Here is a 19,518-nt window from a genome sequence, read left to right as displayed (position 1 = left end):
GGCACTTACGCCGAGGCGTAGCGCACGGCGGTGCCGATCCAGCGCTGCACCACACGATCGGCCAGCGCGGGTTGCTGGGCCAGCAGGCGCTCGGCGAGGTCATGCACGCCGGGCAGCAGGCCGGCGTCGCGGGCCAGGTCGGCGATGCGGAAACCGGCCAGGCCGGTCTGCCGCGTACCCAGCAGTTCGCCGGGACCACGCAGCTCCAGATCCTTTTCGGCGATGACGAAGCCATCGTTGGTTTCACGCATGGTCTGCAACCGCTCGCGTGCCATCTGCGAGAGCGGCGCCTGGTACAGCAGCACGCAGCGCGACACCGCCGAACCACGGCCGACGCGGCCGCGCAGCTGGTGCAGCTGGGCCAATCCGAGGCGCTCGGCGTTCTCGATCACCATCAGCGAGGCGTTCGGCACATCCACGCCCACTTCAATCACCGTGGTTGCCACCAGCAGGTCGATGTCGCCGGCCTTGAACGCCACCATCGTCGCCAGCTTCTCGGCGGCTTTCAGGCGGCCATGCACCAACCCCACGCGAACGCCGGGCAGCAGCGCCTGCAGCGATTCGTAGGTGGCCTGCGCGGGCGTTGCATCCAGCTCTTCGCTTTCCTCGATGAGCGTGCACACCCAGTACACCTGCCGCCCTTCCTGGCAGGCCAGCGCGATGCGCTCGATCAGCTCCGGGCGGCGATCGTTGTTGAGGGCCACGGTCTGCACCGGCGTGCGGCCGGGCGGCAGTTCGTCGATGGCCGAGACATCCAGGTCCGCGTATTCGGACATCGCCAGCGTGCGTGGAATCGGTGTGGCGGTCATCACCAGCTGGTGCGGGACGCTGTTGCCGCCCGCGCCCTTGTCACGCAGGGCCAGACGCTGGTGCACGCCGAAGCGGTGCTGCTCGTCGACGATGGCCAGGGCCAGGTCCTGGAACACCACCGCCTCCTGCATCAGCGCGTGGGTGCCGACCACCACCTGCGCTTCGCCATTGGCGACCTGTTCCATCACCTTGGCGCGCGCCTTGCCGGTGACCTTGCCGGCCAGCCAGACGATGCGCACACCGAGCGGTTCCAGCCAGCCGCGCAGGTTGTTGAGGTGCTGCTCGGCCAGCAGTTCGGTGGGAGCGGCCAATGCGACCTGCTTGCCCTGCTCCACCGCCAGCATCGCCGCCAGCGCGGCGACCACGGTCTTGCCCGAGCCGACATCGCCCTGCACCAGGCGCAGCATCGGGCTGGGCCGTGCGAGATCCTCACGGATCTGCTTGAACACGCGCGCCTGCGCACCGGTCAGCGCGAATGGCAGCTGCTTCAGCAGCGCCTTGGCCAGCTTGCCAGGACCGCCCAGCGGCGGCGCATGGTGCGCCTGCAACGCGATGCGCTGGCGACGCAGGCTGAGGTGGTGGGCCAGCAGCTCTTCCATCGCCAGGCGGCGCTGCGCCGGGTGGGTGCCGGTGGCCAGCGCGGCCAGATCGGCATCCGGCGGTGGCCGATGCACGGTCAACAGCGCGCTGCGCAGCGACGGCAGGCCGAGGCCATCGAGCCAGCCGCTGGGCAGCAGTTCCAGGGTGCTTTCCTCGGGCAGGCGGTCCAGGGCCTGGCCGATCAGCTTGCGCATGGTCATCGGACCGACGCCTTCGACGGTGGGATACACCGGGTCGAGGCGGTCGCCGAGTTCGGGGTCGTCGTTGCGGCCCAGCACCTGGTAGCTGGGATGGACGATCTCCAGGCCGAGGTGGCCGGGCTTGGGCGTGCCGAAGCAGCGCAACCGGTTGCCGACCGCGAACTGGCCGACCTGCTGCTGGCGGAAATGGAAGAAGCGCAGCACCAGGGTGCCCTGCCCTTCGTCCTCCACCGCCACTTTCAGCATCGGCCGGTAGCGCATGCCGCGTTCGACCGCGACCACCCGCACTTCCACCTGCGCCGGCACGCCGTTGCGCAGGTCTTCGATGCGGGTCAGCCGGGTCCGGTCTTCATAGCGCAGCGGCAGGTGAAGCCAGAGATCCTGCAGGGTGGCCAGGCCACGCGCCTGCAGTTTGGCGGCCACAGCCGGACCGACGCCCGCGAGCATCGCCAGGGATGCTTCGCCGGACGGTGACAGTACCGGAGTGACCGCCGCCTTGCGTGCCACGTGGCGGTCAGTCGATGACCATCACCGCGTCGACCTCGAAGTTGGCGCCCTTCGGCAGGCCGGAGACTTCGATGGTGGAACGGGCCGGGTACGGGGCCTGGAAGTAGTCCTGCATGACCGCGTTGACCTTGGCGAACTCGCCCAGGTCGGTCAGGTACAGGCCCAGGCGCACGACCTTGTCCAGCGAACCGCCAGCGGCTTCGGCCACGGCCTTGAGGTTGTCGAAGGCGCGGCGGGCCTGCGCTTCGACGTCACCAGCGCCGACGACATCGCCGGTAGCCGGGTCGAGCGGGATCTGGCCGGAGAAGTACACGGTGTTGCCGGCGCGCACGGCCTGCGAGTACGGGCCGATGGCGGCGGGAGCCTTTTCGGTGTTGATGATCTGGCGGGACATGGGTCGCTCCGGTGCTTGGGGGAAAACAGAGCGGTGATTGTACCGGCTGGGCGCGGCATCGGCTGGGGTCGGATCCGTTTCCCGGCGGGAAACGGATCCGACCCCGTGCGTCGTGTGCGCGGAACGTCATCCACGCATGGCGTGGACCTACTGGCGGCGTACCGACTGCACGACCGACAGGCGGCGCAGGCGGCGCATCACTTCGGCCAGGTGGTTGCGGTCGCGCACCTGGATGTTGAACGCCAGCACGGCGGCGTTGAAGTCACGGTCCAGGTAGTCCACGCGCTCGATGTTGGAGTGACTCTGCGCGATGGCGGCAGCCAGCTGCGCCAGCACGCCGGTGCCGTTCTCCACTTCCACCACCAGCGAGGTGTCGTAGTCGCCGGACACGGTGGTGTCCCAGCCGATCGGCACCCAGCGCTCGGGCGACTTGCGCAGCTCGGCCAGGTTCGGGCAGTCCATGCGGTGCACCACGATGCCCTTGCCGGCAGTGTGGTAGCCCATGATCTCGTCGCCGGGAATCGGCTGGCAACAGCCGGCGAAGGTGACCACGCCGCGCTCGCTGCCGTTGATCAGGATCTTTTCCTGCGAATGGTGGCGTGAATGCGGGCCGCCGCGCAGTTCGGCGTAGGCCATCAGCGCCTGCGCCGCCTGGGTCGGCATCCAGTTGCCCAGGGCGACCTCGGCCAGCAGCGCCTCCAGGCGCGGGAAACGATGTTCGGCCAGGAATGCATCCAGGCGCCCCTTCGGCAGCCGCTCCAGCGAGGAATCCATCGCCTCCAGCGCACGGTCGAGCATGCGGTGGCCCAGCTGCACGGCATCTTCGTGCTCCAGCTGCTTGAGCTGGTGGCGGATGGCGGTGCGCGCCTTGCTGGTGACCACGAATTCCAGCCACTGGGGTTTCGGCGTGGCCGAGCGTGCGGTGATGATCTCCACCGACTGCCCCGACACCAGCTTGGTACGCAGCGGCACCAGTTTCTTGTCCACGCGCGAGGCCACGGCCATGTTGCCCACGTCGGTATGCACGGCGTAGGCGAAATCGAGTGCAGTGGAGTTGCGTGGCAGGGCCAGGATCTTGCCCTTCGGGGTGAACAGGTAGACCTCGTCCGGGAACAGGTCGACCTTGACGTTGTCGAGGAACTCCAGCGAGGAACCGGCGGCGCGCTGCGAGTCGATCAGCTCGACGATCCAGGCGTGCGCGCGGCTCTGCGCGCTGTTGGGCGAATCGCCGCCGAACTTGTAGGTCCAGTGCGCGGCCACGCCGCGTTCGGCGATCAGGTCCATTTCCTCGGTACGGATCTGCACTTCGATCGGCGAACCATACGGCCCGAACAGCACCGTGTGCAGCGACTGGTAACCGTTGGCCTTGGGAATGGCGATGAAGTCGCGGAAACGGCCATCGAGCGGCTTGAAGGTGGCGTGCACCGAGCCCAGCGCGTGGTAGCAGCTGGGCACGCTGCGCACGACCAGGCGGAAGCCGAACACGTCCATCACCTGGTCGAAGGATTTGTTCTCGTCGCGCATCTTGTTGTAGATGCTCCACGGGGTCTTGATGCGGCTGATCAGCCGATGCTCGATCCCCTCCTTGGCCAGGCGCTGCGACAGCTGCACTTCCACCTGCGCCATCGCCTCGCGGCGTACCACCGGCTGGCTGCGGATGTGCTTTTCAATGATGGCGTGGCGCCACGGGTACAGCGCCTTGAACCCCAGGTTCTGCAGCTCGCTCTTGACCAGGCTCATGCCCAGGCGCTGGGCGATGGGCGCGTAGATCTCCAGCGTCTCGCGGGCGATGCGGCCGCGTGCTTCGCGGCTCTGCGCGCCCAGCGTGCGCATGTTGTGCAGGCGGTCGGCCAGCTTGATCATGATCACGCGCAGATCGCGCGACATCGCCAGCAGCATCTTGCGGAAGCTCTCGGCCGCCGCTTCCTGGCGGTCGCGGAACTTCAGCTTGTCCAGCTTGGTCACGCCGTCGACCAGTTCGGCCACGGCTTCGCCGAACTCGGCGGCCAGCGCCTCACGGGTCAGCGGGGTGTCTTCGATGGTGTCGTGCAGGATCGCCGCGATCAGCGCTTCCACGTCCAGGCCGAGCTCGGCCAGCACCTGGGCCACGGCCACCGGATGGGTGATATAGGGCTCGCCCGACTTGCGCGTCTGCCCAGCGTGCGCGGAGGCTCCGACTTCCCAGGCACGGCGAAGCAGCGGCAGCTGTTCCGGCGGCAGGTAATGGGCGGCGCGTTCAAGCTGGAGGACGTAATCGGGTACGGCGGCAGCGGGCGCTGCGGCGACCTTGGCAGTGGGGCCTGGGTTCATGCCCGAAGCCTATTCCAGCGCGACGTTTACGGCAAATCCTGAATGCGAAACAGCCCGCACGGGGCGGGCTGTTCGGCGATCCAGCAATGACGTTGATCGATGCGATCAATCGTCGTTCTTGGACATGTCTTCGTCGGCGACCACTTCGGCGGCGGCCCACTCCAGCGCTTCGCGCTCGGCGCGCTCACGCTCGGCCTTCTCGACTTCGTCGATCAGCGCGTTGTCGATCTTGCGGGCGGCGATTTCGCGCAGCGCCAGCACGGTCGGCTTGTCCTCGGTCTCGCTGTTGTCCAGCGTGGCCTGCACGCCGTTGGCGAGCTGGCGGGCACGCTTGGAAGCCATCATGACCAGTTCGAAACGGTTGTTAACGACTTCCAGGCAATCTTCTACGGTGATGCGGGCCATACGGGCTCCCGGCGACCGGTCGGCCGCTCAGTCGAATGAGGGAAAGGGGACGGAGTGTACTGGCAGGGGCTGGACAAAATCAAGCCAACCCCCACCCGATTCTTTTGGAATCAGTCAGTTGCGCCCGGATCGGGGGTCAACAGGGCCTGGATCAGGCCGGCATGGCGGACCTTCTGGGCCTCCCGGCGCAGGCGGCTGGCGGTGAAGATGGCGCACAGCTCGTCCACGGCGGTGTCGAACACCTCGTTGACGATGACGTAGTCGAACTCGTTGAAGTGCAGCATTTCATCGCGGGCCGCGCCCAGGCGCTGGGCGATGACCGCCTCGCTGTCCTGGCCGCGCTTGCGCATGCGGTCCTGCAGGGCCTGCTTGGACGGCGGCAGGATGAACACGGTGACCGTGCCCGGCACCAGCTGGCGCACCTGCTGCGCCCCCTGCCAGTCGATTTCCAGCAGCACGTCCTGGCCGGCGGCCAGCTGCGGCTCCACCGACTGGCGGGCGGTGCCCTTCCAGTCGCCGTGCACCCAGGCATGCTCGAAGAAGTCGCCGGCGGCGATCATTTCCTCGAACTTCTCCGCAGAGACGAAATGGTAGTGCTGGCCGTTCACTTCACCGGGGCGCATCGCGCGCGAGGTGAAGGAGATCGACAGGGCGATCTGCGGGTCACGCGCCAGGGTGGCATTGACGATGCTGCTCTTGCCGGCGCCGGACGGGGCGGCAACGATGTACAGCGTGCCGCGCGCAACGGCGTCCGACGGCTTCGACGGGGCGCTCATGCGGCGGATCCAACGGCTTGATTTCGCAAAATTTTTCCTCGGTGTTCCAGATCCGGCGCGGAGGATCGCGCCAGGACGGCGGGGGCTGCGCGGAACATCCTGGAACCAGGCCCGGCAGACGCTTCCCCGGGGTACGGGCACGCAACTTTACCAGAGCGGCCCCGTTGCGCGCCCGCCCGGCAGGCGCCGGGCCTTGTGCCACATGGACGTGCGGGGGCCTGTGCTATAACCGGGCCGTACCCAACGACAGCCCGGAGGCCTGCGCCTCCCCGCCATCCCAGGAGAACGGCATGCCATCGATGAGCCGCCGCCAGTTCCTGAAAGTGACCGGGACAACCCTGGTCGGCTCCAGCCTGGCATTGATGGGCTTCGCGCCCGGCATCGCGCTCGCGGAGGTCAGGCAGTACAAGCTGACCCGCGCGACCGAGACCCGCAACACCTGTACCTACTGTTCGGTGGCCTGCGGCATCCTGATGTACAGCCTCGGCGATGGCGCCAAGAACGCCGAGCCGAGCATCTTCCATATCGAGGGCGACCCGGACCATCCGGTCAACCGCGGCACGCTGTGCCCGAAGGGTGCCGGCCTGGCCGACATCATCCACAGCAAATCGCGCCTGCTCTACCCCGAGTACCGCGCGCCGGGCTCGAACGAGTGGAAGCGGCTGAGCTGGGACGATGCGCTGGACCGCATCGCGCGGCTGATGAAGGAAGACCGCGACGCCAACTTCGTGCAGAAGAACGAAGCCGGGCAGACGGTCAACCGCTGGCTGACCACCGGCATGCTGGCGGCCTCGGCCACCAGCAATGAAACCGCGGTGCTGACCCACAAGGTCGTGCGCTCCCTGGGCATGCTGGCATTCGACAACCAGGCACGTGTCTGACACGGCCCGACGGTGGCAGGTCTTGCCCCGACGCTAGGCCGTGGTGCGATGACGAATCACTGGGTCGACATCAAGAATGCCGACCTGATCCTGATCATGGGTGGCAATGCCGCCGAGGCGCACCCGTGCGGGTTCAAATGGGTGACCGAGGCCAAGGCACACAACAAGGCACGCCTGATCGTGGTCGATCCGCGCTTCAACCGCTCGGCCGCGGTGGCCGACGTGTACGCGCCGATCCGCACCGGCACCGACATCGTGTTCCTGGGCGGCCTGATCAACTACCTGTTGACCGAGGACCGCATCCAGCACGAGTACGTGCTGAACTACACCGACATGTCGTTCCTGGTGAAGGACGAATTCGCCTTCAAGGACGGCCTGTATTCGGGCTACAACGAAGAGAAGCGCAGCTACGACCGCTCCAGCTGGGACTACGCCTACGGTGACGATGGCTTCGTGCGCAGCGACCCGACGCTGAAGGACCCGCGCTGCGTCTACAACCTGCTCAAGCAGCACTACGCGCGCTACACCGTGGAGATGGTCGAACGCATCTGCGGCACGCCCGCCGACAGCATCCGACAGGTCTGGGACATGATCGCGTCCACCGCCGGCAAGGACAAGGCGATGACCATCCTGTACGCGCTGGGCTGGACGCAGCACTCGATCGGTGCGCAGAACGTGCGTGCCGGCACCATGGTGCAGCTGCTGCTGGGCAACATCGGCGTGGCCGGTGGTGGCATGAACGCGCTGCGCGGGCATTCCAACATCCAGGGCCTGACCGACATCGGCCTGATGTCCGACCTGCTGCCCGGCTACCTGACGTTGCCGAAGCAGGACGAGCAGGACTACGACGCCTACATTGCCAAGCGCACGCAGAAGCCGCTGCGCGCCAACCAGATGTCGTTCTGGCAGAACTACCCGAAGTTCCACGTCAGCCTGATGAAGTCGTGGTGGGGCGATGCCGCCACCGCCGACAACAACTGGTGCTTCGACCACCTGCCCAAGCTCGACAAGCCGTACGACATGCTGCAGGCGTACGAGCTGATGAACGAGGGCAAGATCCACGGCTACATCTGCCAGGGCTTCAATCCGCTGGCCTCGGCGCCGAACAAGGGCAAGCTGATCAGTGCGTTCTCCAAGCTGAAGTTCATGGTCAGCATGGACCCGCTGGAAACCGAGACCATCGCCTTCTGGCAGAACCACGGTGCGCTGAACGACGTCGATCCGGGCACGATCCAGACCGAAGTGTTCCGCCTGCCGACGACCTCCTTCGCCGAGGAGAACGGCGCAGTCGTGAACTCCTCGCGCTGGCTGCAGTGGCACTGGAAGGGTGCCAATCCGCCAGGCGAAGCGCGCAGCGACATCGAGATCATGTCCGAGCTGTTCCATCGCATCAAAGCGATGTACGAGAAGGACGGCGGTGCATGGTGGGAGCCGGTGCGCGACCTGGCCTGGAAGTATTCCAACCCGGAACTGCCGACGCCGGAAGAACTGGCGATGGAATACAACGGCAAGGCACTGGCCGACGTGTTCGATCCGAAGGATCCGACCAAGCTGGTACGCAAGGCCGGCGAACAGCTGGCCGCATTCGGCGATCTGCGCGACGACGGCAGCACCTCCTCCGGCTGCTGGATCTACATCGGTGCCTGGGGCCCGACCGGCAACATGATGGCGCGGCGTGACAACAGCGACCCCACCGGCATCGGCAACACGCTGGGCTGGGCCTGGGCGTGGCCGGCCAACCGCCGCGTGATGTACAACCGCGCCTCGTGCGACGTGGCCGGCCAGCCGTTCGATCCGCGACGCACGCTGCTGGCATGGAACGGCAAGAACTGGGGCAGCGTGGACGTGCCCGACTTCAAGGCCGACGAGGATCCGGCCGGCGGCATGGGCCCGTTCATCATGAACCCGGAGGGCATCGCCCGCTTCTTCGCCAAGGCCGGCATGGCCGAGGGACCGTTCCCGGAGCACTACGAACCGTTCGATACACCGCTGCGCAGCAACCCGCTCAGCCCCGGCCAGGCACTGACGCTGAACAACCCGGCCGCGCGCGTGTTCGCCAGCGACCGTGCACAGATCGGTTCGCCGGACGAGTTCCCGCATGTGGCCACCACCTACCGCCTGACCGAGCATTTCCACTTCTGGACCAAGCACGGCAAGCTCAACGCCATCATCCAGCCCGAGCAGTTCGTCGAGATCGGCGCAGCGTTGGCCGACGAGCTGGGCATCAACAACGGCAGCCGCGTGCGCGTCAGTTCCAAGCGCGGCCACATCGAAGCGGTAGCCATGGTGACCAAGCGCATCAAGGCCCTGCAGATCGATGGCCGGACCGTGCACCAGGTGGGCGTGCCGATCCACTGGGGCTTCCTCGGTGCGGCCAAGCCCGGATACATCGCCAATACGCTGACCAACGCCATCGGTGACGGCAACTCGCAGACGCCCGAATCGAAGTGCATCCTGGTCAAGGTCGAGAAGGTGTAGGAGACACGCCATGTCACTGCAATCCCTGGACATCATCCGCCGCTCGGCCACCACCACGCCCTCGCCGGAGGCGCGTGGTGCGCACACCGGCCAGGTCGCCAAGCTGATCGATGTGAGCAAGTGCATCGGCTGCAAGGCCTGCCAGGTCGCCTGCATGGAGTGGAACGACCTGCGCGACGAAGTGGGCAGCTGCGTCGGCAGCTATGACAACCCGCCCGACCTGAGCGAACAGTCGTGGACGGTGATGAAGTTCCGCGAGTACGAGGACGAGAAGGGCAAGCTGGAGTGGCTGATCCGCAAGGAAGGCTGCATGCACTGCAGCGATCCGGGCTGCCTGAAGGCCTGCCCTTCGCCCGGCGCGATCATCCAGTACGCCAACGGCATCGTCGACTTCCAGGAAGAGAACTGCATCGGCTGCGGCTACTGCGTGACCGGTTGCCCGTTCGACGTGCCGCGCATCTCCAAGAAGGACCACAAGGCCTACAAGTGCACGCTGTGTTCGGACCGGGTGGCGGTAGGCCAGGAACCGGCCTGCGTGAAGACCTGCCCGACCGGCGCGATCACCTTCGGCAGCAAACAGGCGATGACCGAGCACGCGGCCGGACGGGTGGAAGACCTGAAATCGCGCGGCTACGAGAACGCCGGCCTGTACGACCCGCAGGGCGTGGGTGGCACCCACGTGATGTACGTGCTGCAGCACGTGGACAAGCCCGAGCTGTACGCCGACCTGCCCAAGGACCCGCGCATCAGCCCGATGGTGGAAGTCTGGAAGGGCGTGGCCAAGCCGCTGGGCGTGCTGGCCATCGCCGCCACCGCCTTCGCCGGCTTCCTGCACTACATCGGCATCGGCCGCAACACGGTCAATGACGAGGAAGAAGAGGAAGCCGAACACGAGGCGAAGAAGATCGAAGAGGAGCAGCGGCCATGAAGTACGCCCCGCACCCGCGCCAGATCATCCGCTACCGCGCGCCGACCCGCATCAATCACTGGATCGTGGCGATCTGCTTCGTGCTGACCGCGCTGTCCGGGCTGGCATTGTTCCACCCTGCCCTGTTCCCGTTGACGCAGCTGTTCGGTGGCGGCCCGTGGACGCGCATCCTGCATCCGTTCATCGGCCTGGCCATGGTGGTGGGCTTTGCGCTGCTGGCGTTCCGCATGTGGCGTGACAATCTGCCGACCGCCGACGATGGAAAGTGGATGCGTGGCATGCGCGATGTGCTGCGCAACGAGGATGAGAAGTTGCCGCCGGTGGGCCGCTTCAATGCCGGCCAGAAGCTGCTGTTCTGGGCCATCATCGGTTGCCTGTCGGCGCTGCTGCTGACCGGCTTCGTGATCTGGCGGCAGTACTTCAGCCACTTCTTCCCGATCGGGGTGATCCGCTTCTCGGTGCTGGCCCATGCGCTGTTCGGCTGGGTGCTGGTGTGCGCGATCGTGGTGCACATCTATGCAGCGATCTGGATCAAGGGCTCGGTGCGGGCGATGACCCAGGGCAAGGTGACCTATGGGTGGGCGTACAAGCATCACCGGCAGTGGTTCAGGGACATCCTGCGCGGACGTCGGGAAGAGGGGTAGCGGCAGGGCCTGCGGCCCTGCACCCGCTTCAAGCCAAGGCAACAGCAACAGCGGCTATCCGTGGGATTGCGGGGTGGGGTTCTGCGTTGCTGCTGGTGGGTGTCGACCTTGGTCGACACGATGAACACGGCAACGACAGAAACCAGTTTTTGTAGAGTCGAGCCATGCTCGACCGCGTTGCTTGAACAGGCTGGACGCCAGCGCCGACAACGGCGAGGATGGAGGCTGGTTCTTCTGGCTGGCCCTGCATGGCGCAACGCATCCTTGAACCCGGTGAGATCGAGACGCTCGCCTCGCGCGATGTTCCGCGCATCATCCTGCCCGATGTCACGTCCCTGTTCGCTGAGCGCGCCACGCGCCTGCGCAGCCTGGCTGCGCACAGTGCCATCGGCGGTTACCTGCAGCTGCTGGCGGCGTTGGCCGATGCACAGCAGGCGCTGCTGGATGAGCTGACACCGCAACAGCGCGAGGCACTGCAGTCGCAGGCGCGCGCGCAGCAGTCGAGTGCGGCGGTCGGTGCCGGCATGCCGTTGCGGCCGGCCAACACGCTTCAGTTGGACGGGCGTTGGCGCGACTGGCTGCGCACGCTGTGCCAGCACTGTGCCGACGAAGCCGGGCTGCCGGTGGAAACCCGCCAGGAGCTGCAACGCGTCGCCGCGGCCGACGATGCCTGGCTGGATGCACAGGCCCATGCCGTGCTGGAGCGCGATGACGCGCCGTCGGTGGATGCGGTCGCTGCGCTGCTGGTGATGAACGCACTGCAGGTTTACTGGGCAGTGCTCGCAGCCAGCTTCCGCCCCACCGACCTGAAGCCGCTGGCCGATGCGCCAGGGCTGTGCCCGCTGTGCGGCACGTTGCCGGTGACCAGCGTGGTGCAGGCGCGTCCGCCCTATGCCTCCTACCGCTACCTGTCGTGCTCGCTGTGCGCCTGCCAGTGGCACTACGTGCGCGTGCAGTGCAGCCAGTGTGGTGCCGCCGGCAAGGATATCGCCTATCGCGCCCTGGCCGATGTGGACGGCGACAGCGGCGAGGCGGTGCGCGAGAGCGCGGTACGCGCCGAGACCTGCGACCACTGCCACAGCTACCGCAAGATCCTGTATCTGGAAAAGGACCCGTCACTGGAACCGGTGGCCGATGACCTCGGCACGCTGTCGCTGGATCTGCTGCTGGCCGAGGAAGGCTATGCGCGTGCCAGCCAGAATCCGCTGCTGTGGCAATCCGACGGCGATTGAGGCGATGACAGCCTCGCCCCCCACCCCGGCATCGGCCGCCGCCCTGCCCTCGCTGGACCGATTGCTGCGCCTGCCTGCACTGGCGGCACTGATCGAAGGCCACGGCCGCAGCCGCATCACCCAGCTGCTGCGTTCGCACCTGCAGGTGCTGCGTGACCGTATCAGCGCCGGGCAGCTGTCGACCGCGCAGCTGCAGGAAGCCATTGATGGCCCGGCACTTGTCGCGGCACTCAACGCCACACTGGCGGCCGATGCACGGCTGGGCCTGCAGCCGATGTTCAACCTGACCGGCACCGTGCTGCACACCAACCTGGGCCGTGCCCTGTTGCCCGAGGCCGCGGTGCAGGCAGTCACCCGCGTGATGACCGCGCCGGTCGATCTGGAATTCGACATCGCCCGTGGTCGTCGCGGCGACCGCGATGCGCGGGTACAGGCACTGGTCTGCGAGCTGACCGGTGCCGAAGCCGCAACCGTGGTCAACAACAATGCGGCAGCGGTCCTGCTGCTGCTCAACAGCCTGGCCAACCGCCGCGAGGTGGTCGTCTCCCGCGGCGAGCTGGTGGAGATCGGCGGCGCTTTCCGCATCCCGGATGTGATGCGCAGCGCGGGCGCGCGGCTGCTGGAAGTGGGTACCACCAACCGCACCCATCCGGCCGACTTCACCAACGCCATCGGCGCGCGCACAGCGCTGCTGATGGAGGTGCACGCCAGCAACTACGCGATCACCGGATTCACTGCCAAGGTCGACACCACGGCGATGGCCGCGATCGCGCACGAGCATGGCCTGCCGCTGGTGGTGGACCTGGGCAGTGGCAGCCTGTGCGATCTGGCCACGTTCGGCCTGCCGCACGAGCCCACCGTGCAGGAAACATTGACGGCCGGCGCCGATCTGGTTTCGTTCAGCGGCGACAAGCTGCTGGGTGGCCCGCAGGCCGGCATCATCGCCGGCCGCGCCGACCTGATCGCGCGGATCAACCGCAACCCGCTCAAGCGCGCACTGCGCATGGACAAGATGGGACTGGCTGCACTGGAAGCGGTGCTGGCCCTGTACCGCGAACCGGAGCTGCTGGCACAACGCCTGCCGACCCTGCGCACGCTGTCGCGCACGCAGGATGACATCGATGCGCAGGCCGAGCGCCTGCTGCAACCGATGCGGTCCGTGCTGGCAGCCGCCTACACCCTTGAACGGGCATTGATGCATAGCCAGATCGGCAGCGGCGCGCAGCCACAGGCGCAGCTGGCAAGCGCCGGACTGCGCATCACGGCCGCGCGGCGCGGTGGGCTGGACCGCCTGGCCAAGCGACTGCGCCAGCTGCCCCGACCAGTGCTGGGCCGAATCGCCGATGACGCACTGTGGCTGGACCTGCGCTGCCTGGAACCCGGGGACGAAGCGGCCTTCCTCGCCCAATGGAGCGCGCTGCAGGCATGATCGTCGGCACCGCCGGGCATATCGACCATGGCAAGACAAGCCTGGTGCGCGCACTGACCGGCATCGAAACCGATCGCCTGCAGGAAGAGCGTACGCGCGGCATCTCCATCGAATTGGGCTATGCCTATGTCCCGGTGGAAAGCACGCACGACGACCGTCCGGCGACAACACTGGGCTTCGTCGACGTGCCGGGCCATGAGCGCTTCGTGCACACGATGGTGGCCGGCGCCACGGGTATCGATGTCGCCCTGCTGGTAATCGCCGCCGACGACGGTGTGATGCCGCAGACCCGCGAGCATCTGGCCATCCTGCAACTGCTGGGCGTGAACCGTGGTGCGGTGGCCCTGACCAAGATCGACCGTGTGGATGCGGCGCGCATCGCCCGGGTCGAGATCGAGATCGCTGCGCTGCTGGCCGCGACACCGCTGCAGAATTCCCCTCTGTTCGCCTGCAACAGCACCGCGCCCGGCGATGCCGGCATCAGCGCACTGCGCACCCAGCTGCACGCGTGGGCGGCGGATGACGCCAGCACGCACCAGGCCGAACTGCGCTGCGAACTGTTCCGCATGCCGGTGGACCGCGTGTTCTCGTTGGCAGGCCACGGCACGCTGGTGACCGGCGCAGTGCACGGGGGCATCGCCGCGGTGGGTGAGCATCTGCAGCTGATGCCGGCCGCCACGGAAGTGCGAATACGCAGCATCCACGCGCAGAACCAGGCCAGCGACCACGCAATGGCCGGGCAACGCTGCGCGTTGAACCTGGCGGCAATCGCCCGCGACGACATTCACCGCGGCGACTGGATCGCCGACCCTCGCGCACTGCTGGCCACCACCCGCGTTGATGTGCGCCTGCGGCTTTCCGCGTTGGCCGCACCATTGCGCGACTGGGCGCCGCTGCATATCCACTGGGGCACGATGCACCAGCAGGCCCATGTGGTGCTGCTGGAAGACGACGATCACGGCAATGGGCAGTTGGTGCAACTGGTGTTCGATGCACCGGTCTGTGCGATGTGTGGGGATCGCTTCATCGCCCGCGATTCAGCGGCGACCCACACGCTGGGCGGTGGCCTCGTACTCGATCCGGACCCGCCACAGCGGCGCCGGCGCAGCCCTGCACGGCTCGCGTGGCTGGGAGCACTGGAGCAACTGGCCGCGGGTGCGGGAATCGGCCCGCTGTTGCGGCAGGCGTCCTTCGGCATTGCCATGGCCGCGCTGCAACGCTACTGCCGGCGCGCCGCCGACCAGATCAATCTGCCTGCAGGCGCACAGCGCATCGTCACCCGCGAAGACACGGTGATCATCCTCGCCTCGCACTGGCGGGCGCTGCGCGAACAGGCGATCACATCGCTGCGCAGCTGGCATGAGCGACGCCCGGACGAACCCGGTGTCGACAGCGGGCGCCTGCAGCGCAGCACCCTGCCCTCGCTTGCAGCGGGTTTGTGGAACGCGCTTCTTCAGGACCTGCTGGACGACGGCAGCGTGCAACGCGTGGGTGCCTGGTGGCGCCTGCCCGGCCATGACCATGCGCCGCCGGAACGCGAACGCCTGCTGCTGGAACGCGTGCTGCCGCAGCTGCACGCCGGTGGCTTCGATCCACCGTGGGTGCGCACTCTGGCCACCGACATCGGACTGGCCGAAGACGAGGTCCGAGCCGTCCTGCGTCGCGCCGCGGCGCGCGGTGAACTGTTCCAGGTGGTACCAGACCTGTTCTATGCACCGGCCCGCATTGCCGAGCTGGCCGCGATCGTCGCGCAGCTGTCACAGGCCAGCGGCACGGTGGATGCGGCGGCCTTTCGCGATGCCATCGGCCTGGGCCGCAAACGCAGCATCCAGATCTTGGAGTTCTTCAATCGCGTTGGCTACACTCGACGCGTCGGTGACCAGCATCGGCCGCGTGGCGACCTGCAGTGGAACGCAGCCCGCGACTGAGCCCACCGGCACCGCCGTACTTTCGGAAGGCATGCGCATCCGGGCATGCGGCTGGGCTTCAAACCCAGTAGGGGGCGTCGATCGTTCCCTGGTAGGTTCGACTCCTGCTGCCTTCCGCCATTCGTGTTTCCGCAGGAGATGTCGGCATGGCCACGCACGCGCAGTCCCCCGCTCCTTCAACGGCCGATGCCCCGCAACGACTGACGTCTCTCGCGCATGGCGGCGGCTGCGGCTGCAAGATCGCGCCGGGTGTGCTGAGCGAACTGCTGCGCGGCGTGCCAGCGCTTCCGGCACCGGCTGAGCTGCTGGTCGGCCGCGAGACCAGCGACGACGCCGCGGTGTACCGCCTCGATGATCACCAGGCCATCGTCGCCACCACTGATTTTTTCATGCCGATTGTCGACGATCCGTTCGACTTCGGCCGCATCGCCGCCACCAACGCGTTGTCGGACCTGTACGCGATGGGCGCCCGGCCATTGTTCGCGCTGGCCATCGTCGGCATGCCGATCAACACGCTGCCGCAGGACACCATCCGCCGCATCCTGCAGGGCGGCGAGCGTGCCTGCGCGGATGCAGGCATCGTGGTGGCCGGTGGCCACAGCATCGATTCGGTGGAACCGATCTATGGCCTTGCCGCGATCGGCGTTCTCGACCCGCAGCAGCTCAAGCGCAATGCCGATGCCCGCGCCGGCGACGTGCTGGTGCTGGGCAAGCCATTAGGCGTAGGCGTGTATTCGTCGGCATTGAAGAAGGAAGTGCTGGATGCCGACGGCTACCAGCAGATGCTGGATTCAACCACCCGCCTGAACACCGTGGGCGTGCCCTTGGCCACGCTGGACGGCGTGCATGCGATGACCGACGTCACCGGCTTCGGCCTGCTCGGCCACCTGCTGGAAGTGTGCCGCGCCAGTGGCGTTGCCGCCGAAGTGGAGAGCGCACGGGTGCCGCTGCTGCCTCAGGCCCTGGAACTTTTGCAGCGCGGCTGCGTGACCGGTGCCTCCCACCGCAACTGGTCCTCGTATGGTGCCGAGGTGCGCTTCACCGATGGGTTGCCGGTGCACTGGCAGCCACTGCTGACCGACCCGCAGACCAGCGGCGGCCTGCTGGTGTCCTGTGCCCCGGAAGCGGTGGAGGCGGTGCTGGCCTGTTTCCGCGATGCGGGCTTTACCCAGGCCACGGTGGTGGGGCGGCTGAACGACGCGACGCCGGGCGTCAGCGTGCGCTGAAACGATGAGGGCGCCCGAAGGCGCCCCCTGCAACATCACTCGATGTTCTGCACCTGTTCGCGGATCTGGTCGATCAGCACCTTCAGCTCCACCGCGGCATTGGACGTGCGGCTGTCCACCGACTTCGAGCCCAGCGTATTGGCTTCGCGGTTGAACTCCTGCAGCAGGAAGTCCAGGCGGCGGCCGACCGGCTCGCGCTGCTTGAGCACGCGGCGGATCTCGACGATGTGGCTGCCAAGACGGTCCAGTTCTTCATCCACGTCCAGCTTCTGCAGCCACAACACCAGTTCCTGCTCGGCACGACCCGGGTCGACCGGGTGCGGCAGGTCAGCCAGGCGTGCGGCCAGCTTGGCGCGCTGACCGTCGCGAATGGCCGGAATCAGCGTCCGGACTTCGGTGGCGATGCGTTCGATGCCGTCCACGCGCTCGCTGATGGCCGCGGACAACTTGCCGCCTTCGCGCTCACGGGCCTCGACGAAGCCATCCAGCACCTGGTCCAGCAGGGCCAGTGCCTCGACCTGCAGGGCGGCGGCGTCGGTGGCCTCGCCACGGGTCACGCCCGGCAGCTGCAGCAGGTCGGTGAAGCTGACCTGCAGATTGGGGAAATCGGAGGTCAGGCGGTGCGCCAGGCGGCCCAGCTGGCCCAGCAGGGCCTCGTCCACCTGCAGGTTGGCCGCCGCTTCCGGCGCACGCAGGCGCAGCACCAGATCCAGCTTGCCGCGGCTCAGGCGCACGGCAATGCGCTCGCGCAGCTGCGGTTCCAGCGCCCGCAGTTCCTCGGGCAGGCGGGTGCCGACCTCCAGAAAGCGGTGGTTGACCGAGCGCAGCTCGCAGCCCAGCGTGCCCCACGGGGTGACCCGCTCGCCGCCGGCGTAGGCGGTCATGCTTCGAATCATGGATTGTGTCCGGGGCGTGCAAAGGGGGAATGGTACCCTAGCGCCCTCACCAGAGCCCCCTTGCCCGCCCCGTGAAGGCCGCGGGCGTGGCGGCGTACTCCCTCGCCATTACGGAACCCGCACCATGTCCGATTCCCGCCCCAGCGGCCGCCAGCCCGACCAGCTCCGCCCGGTCGTCATCCAACGCGGCTTCACCCGCCACGCCGAAGGTTCGGTGCTGGTGTGCTTCGGTGAAACCCGTGTGCTGTGCACCGCCAGCGTCGAGAACCGCGTGCCGGGCTTCCTGCGCGGCAAGGGTGAGGGTTGGGTCACCGCCGAGTACGGCATGCTGCCGCGCGCCACCCACACCCGCAGCGACCGTGAAGCGGCCCGTGGCAAGCAGGGTGGCCGCACACTGGAGATCCAGCGCCTGATCGGCCGCAGCCTGCGCGCGTGCGTGGACCGCAACGCGCTGGGCGAGCGCACCATCACCCTCGACTGCGACGTGCTGCAGGCCGACGGCGGCACCCGCACCGCTGCCATCACCGGCGCCTACGTGGCCCTGGTCGATGCGGTGAACGTGCTGATGAAGCGTGGCGACATCAAGCGCAACCCGATCCTTGGCGCGGTGGCCGCTGTGTCTGTGGGCGTGTACCGCGGCACGCCGGTACTGGACCTGGACTACGCCGAAGACAGCGACTGCGACACTGACATGAACGTGGTGATGAACGACGGTGGTGGCTTCATCGAGCTGCAGGGCACCGCCGAAGGCCACGCCTTCCGTCGCGATGAGCTGGACGCGCTGCTGGGCCTGGCCGAAAAGGGCGTGAGCGAACTGCTGGCCGCACAGCAGGCGGCGCTGTCGGCATGAACCGCCGCATCGCCCTGACCACCCTGGTGGTGGCCGACTATGACGAAGCCATTGCCTGGTACACCGGTAAGCTCGGCTTCGCACTGTTGGAGGACATCGACCAGGGCCACAAGCGCTGGGTGGTGGTCGGGCCGACCGATGGCAGCGCTGCCGCCCTGCTGCTGGCCCGCGCCAGCGACGAGGAACAGCGCAGCCGTATCGGCAACCAGACCGGTGGCCGCGTCGGCTTCTTCCTCAACACCGACGACTTCCACCGCGACCACGCGGCGATGCTGGCCGCCGGCGTCGAGTTCCTGGAAGCGCCACGCGAAGAACCCTATGCAACGGTCGCGGTGTTCCGCGACCTGTATGGCAACACCTGGGACCTGCTGGAGCCCCGCCAATGAAGAAACTGGTACTGGCCAGCCACAACGCCGGCAAGCTGGTGGAGATGCAGGAGATCCTTGCCGATCTGCCGCTGCAGATCACCTCGGCCGCCGAGCTGGGCCTGGGCGACGTGGAAGAGACCGGCCTGACCTTCGTCGAGAACGCGCTGCTGAAGGCACGCGCGGCCTGCGAGGCGACCGGCCTGCCGGCGCTGGCCGATGATTCGGGCCTGATCGTTGATGCGCTTGGCGGCGCGCCCGGCCTGTACAGCGCGCGCTACGCCGGCCATCCGACCAATGCTGCGGCCAACAATGCCAAGCTGCTGGACGCGATGGCCGACATTCCCGATGGCCAGCGCAGCGCCCGCTTCTATGCGGTGATCGTGCTGCTGCGCCACGCCACTGACCCGCAGCCGCTGATCTGTGAAGGCCGCTGGGAAGGACAGATCATCCGCGAACTGCGTGGCACCAATGGTTTCGGCTACAACCCGGTATTCCTGGACACCACCCACGGCCTGACCGCCGCGGAAATGGAGCCGGCGCTGAAGAACGCCATCAGCCACCGTGCCATTGCCCTGCAGCAGCTCAAGCAGCAGCTGGCGACGCTGTACTGACGCCACCCGATCGAACCAGGGAAGCCGGCCAGCGGCCGGCATTAC

16 protein-coding genes and 1 tRNA gene are annotated in these 19,518 nt (G+C 67.3%); 11 read left to right on the top strand and 6 right to left on the bottom strand.

The features are described 5' to 3' along the window. Positions 1-5: 5 nt before the first annotated feature. From recG to gmk, 5 genes are all read right to left on the bottom strand, one after another. Positions 6-2,117, bottom strand: coding sequence for an ATP-dependent DNA helicase RecG (gene recG, locus AC5P57_RS15235; protein WP_262235312.1), 2,112 nt, complete (start codon positions 2,115-2,117; stop codon positions 6-8). Between the two features lie 7 nt (positions 2,118-2,124). Next, a complete protein-coding gene (locus AC5P57_RS15230) occupies positions 2,125-2,511 on the bottom strand; it encodes a RidA family protein (protein WP_049461736.1) in 387 nt (128 codons plus the stop codon). Positions 2,512-2,658: 147 nt separating this feature from the next. Continuing rightward, complete coding sequence (locus AC5P57_RS15225) at positions 2,659-4,821, bottom strand: RelA/SpoT family protein (RefSeq protein ID WP_005410876.1); 2,163 nt, start codon at positions 4,819-4,821, stop codon at positions 2,659-2,661. Positions 4,822-4,926: 105 nt separating this feature from the next. Beyond that, on the bottom strand, positions 4,927-5,226 hold the full coding sequence (gene rpoZ, locus AC5P57_RS15220) for a DNA-directed RNA polymerase subunit omega (protein ID WP_005410877.1): 300 nt from the start codon (positions 5,224-5,226) through the stop codon (positions 4,927-4,929). Between the two features lie 110 nt (positions 5,227-5,336). Next, positions 5,337-6,002, bottom strand: a complete 666-nt coding sequence (gmk, locus tag AC5P57_RS15215) for a guanylate kinase (protein WP_014038334.1) — start codon at positions 6,000-6,002, stop codon at positions 5,337-5,339. Between the two features lie 290 nt (positions 6,003-6,292). Here gmk and fdnG point away from each other — a divergent pair, with 290 nt between their 5' ends. The 8 genes from fdnG (at position 6,293) to selD (ending at position 16,748) form a co-directional block, all read left to right on the top strand. Continuing rightward, positions 6,293-9,361 carry a formate dehydrogenase-N subunit alpha gene (fdnG, locus tag AC5P57_RS15210; RefSeq protein ID WP_262235313.1) on the top strand — a complete coding sequence of 1,023 codons (3,069 nt, stop codon included), beginning with the start codon at positions 6,293-6,295 and terminating at the stop codon, positions 9,359-9,361. Between the two features lie 10 nt (positions 9,362-9,371). Further along, positions 9,372-10,289: a formate dehydrogenase subunit beta gene (gene fdxH / locus AC5P57_RS15205; protein ID WP_012481154.1), complete on the top strand. Its 918-nt coding sequence runs from the start codon at positions 9,372-9,374 to the stop codon at positions 10,287-10,289. Next, on the top strand, positions 10,286-10,933 hold the full coding sequence (locus AC5P57_RS15200) for a formate dehydrogenase subunit gamma (protein WP_032127833.1): 648 nt from the start codon (positions 10,286-10,288) through the stop codon (positions 10,931-10,933). Before fdxH ends, AC5P57_RS15200 begins: the two co-directional genes overlap by 4 nt. A 248-nt stretch (positions 10,934-11,181) precedes the next feature. Next, the gene (gene fdhE / locus AC5P57_RS15195) at positions 11,182-12,165 is read left to right on the top strand and encodes a formate dehydrogenase accessory protein FdhE (protein ID WP_099552968.1); all 984 of its coding nucleotides are present in this window, start codon (positions 11,182-11,184) and stop codon (positions 12,163-12,165) included. Between the two features lie 4 nt (positions 12,166-12,169). Next, positions 12,170-13,594 carry an L-seryl-tRNA(Sec) selenium transferase gene (selA, locus tag AC5P57_RS15190; protein WP_262235314.1) on the top strand — a complete coding sequence of 475 codons (1,425 nt, stop codon included), beginning with the start codon at positions 12,170-12,172 and terminating at the stop codon, positions 13,592-13,594. Next, entirely contained in the window at positions 13,591-15,522 is a 1,932-nt protein-coding gene (gene selB, locus AC5P57_RS15185) for a selenocysteine-specific translation elongation factor (protein WP_262235315.1), read from the top strand. Before selA ends, selB begins: the two co-directional genes overlap by 4 nt. 24 nt (positions 15,523-15,546) lie before the next feature. After that, positions 15,547-15,642, top strand: a tRNA-Sec gene (locus AC5P57_RS15180). A 26-nt stretch (positions 15,643-15,668) separates the two neighbouring features. After that, a complete protein-coding gene (gene selD, locus AC5P57_RS15175) occupies positions 15,669-16,748 on the top strand; it encodes a selenide, water dikinase SelD (protein ID WP_262235316.1) in 1,080 nt (359 codons plus the stop codon). Between the two features lie 35 nt (positions 16,749-16,783). Here the strand turns inward: selD and AC5P57_RS15170 are convergent, their stop codons facing one another. Beyond that, entirely contained in the window at positions 16,784-17,644 is an 861-nt protein-coding gene (locus tag AC5P57_RS15170; protein WP_099552965.1) for a YicC/YloC family endoribonuclease, read from the bottom strand. 124 nt (positions 17,645-17,768) lie between these two features. Between AC5P57_RS15170 and rph the strand changes: the two genes are divergently transcribed. From rph to rdgB, 3 genes are read left to right on the top strand one after another with little or no spacing between them, the layout of a single operon-like run. Continuing rightward, positions 17,769-18,494, top strand: a complete 726-nt coding sequence (gene rph, locus AC5P57_RS15165) for a ribonuclease PH (RefSeq protein WP_099552964.1) — start codon at positions 17,769-17,771, stop codon at positions 18,492-18,494. Next, entirely contained in the window at positions 18,491-18,880 is a 390-nt protein-coding gene (locus AC5P57_RS15160; RefSeq protein WP_099552963.1) for a VOC family protein, read from the top strand. Before rph ends, AC5P57_RS15160 begins: the two co-directional genes overlap by 4 nt. Further along, on the top strand, positions 18,877-19,473 hold the full coding sequence (gene rdgB, locus AC5P57_RS15155; protein WP_005410891.1) for an RdgB/HAM1 family non-canonical purine NTP pyrophosphatase: 597 nt from the start codon (positions 18,877-18,879) through the stop codon (positions 19,471-19,473). Before AC5P57_RS15160 ends, rdgB begins: the two co-directional genes overlap by 4 nt. The last annotated feature ends 45 nt before the right edge of the window (positions 19,474-19,518 follow it).

The organism is Stenotrophomonas sp. YJH_SMC_79 (genome assembly GCF_059367995.1).
Note: the sequence above shows the minus strand (reverse complement) of the source record. Positions and strands in the feature narration are given on the sequence as shown.

Excerpts from the sequence above, each read along its gene's own strand:
- AC5P57_RS15230 (WP_049461736.1), bottom strand. The coding sequence starts at position 2,511 with ATGTCCCGCCAGATCATCAACACCGAAAAGGCTCCCGCCGCCATCGGC.
- AC5P57_RS15225 (WP_005410876.1), bottom strand. The coding sequence starts at position 4,821 with ATGAACCCAGGCCCCACTGCCAAGGTCGCCGCAGCGCCCGCTGCCGCC.
- rpoZ (WP_005410877.1), bottom strand. The coding sequence starts at position 5,226 with ATGGCCCGCATCACCGTAGAAGATTGCCTGGAAGTCGTTAACAACCGT.
- gmk (WP_014038334.1), bottom strand. The coding sequence starts at position 6,002 with ATGAGCGCCCCGTCGAAGCCGTCGGACGCCGTTGCGCGCGGCACGCTG.
- fdxH (WP_012481154.1), top strand. The coding sequence starts at position 9,372 with ATGTCACTGCAATCCCTGGACATCATCCGCCGCTCGGCCACCACCACG.
- AC5P57_RS15200 (WP_032127833.1), top strand. The coding sequence starts at position 10,286 with ATGAAGTACGCCCCGCACCCGCGCCAGATCATCCGCTACCGCGCGCCG.
- fdhE (WP_099552968.1), top strand. The coding sequence starts at position 11,182 with ATGGCGCAACGCATCCTTGAACCCGGTGAGATCGAGACGCTCGCCTCG.
- selA (WP_262235314.1), top strand. The coding sequence starts at position 12,170 with ATGACAGCCTCGCCCCCCACCCCGGCATCGGCCGCCGCCCTGCCCTCG.
- selB (WP_262235315.1), top strand. The coding sequence starts at position 13,591 with ATGATCGTCGGCACCGCCGGGCATATCGACCATGGCAAGACAAGCCTG.
- selD (WP_262235316.1), top strand. The coding sequence starts at position 15,669 with ATGGCCACGCACGCGCAGTCCCCCGCTCCTTCAACGGCCGATGCCCCG.
- AC5P57_RS15170 (WP_099552965.1), bottom strand. The coding sequence starts at position 17,644 with ATGATTCGAAGCATGACCGCCTACGCCGGCGGCGAGCGGGTCACCCCG.
- rph (WP_099552964.1), top strand. The coding sequence starts at position 17,769 with ATGTCCGATTCCCGCCCCAGCGGCCGCCAGCCCGACCAGCTCCGCCCG.
- AC5P57_RS15160 (WP_099552963.1), top strand. The coding sequence starts at position 18,491 with ATGAACCGCCGCATCGCCCTGACCACCCTGGTGGTGGCCGACTATGAC.
- rdgB (WP_005410891.1), top strand. The coding sequence starts at position 18,877 with ATGAAGAAACTGGTACTGGCCAGCCACAACGCCGGCAAGCTGGTGGAG.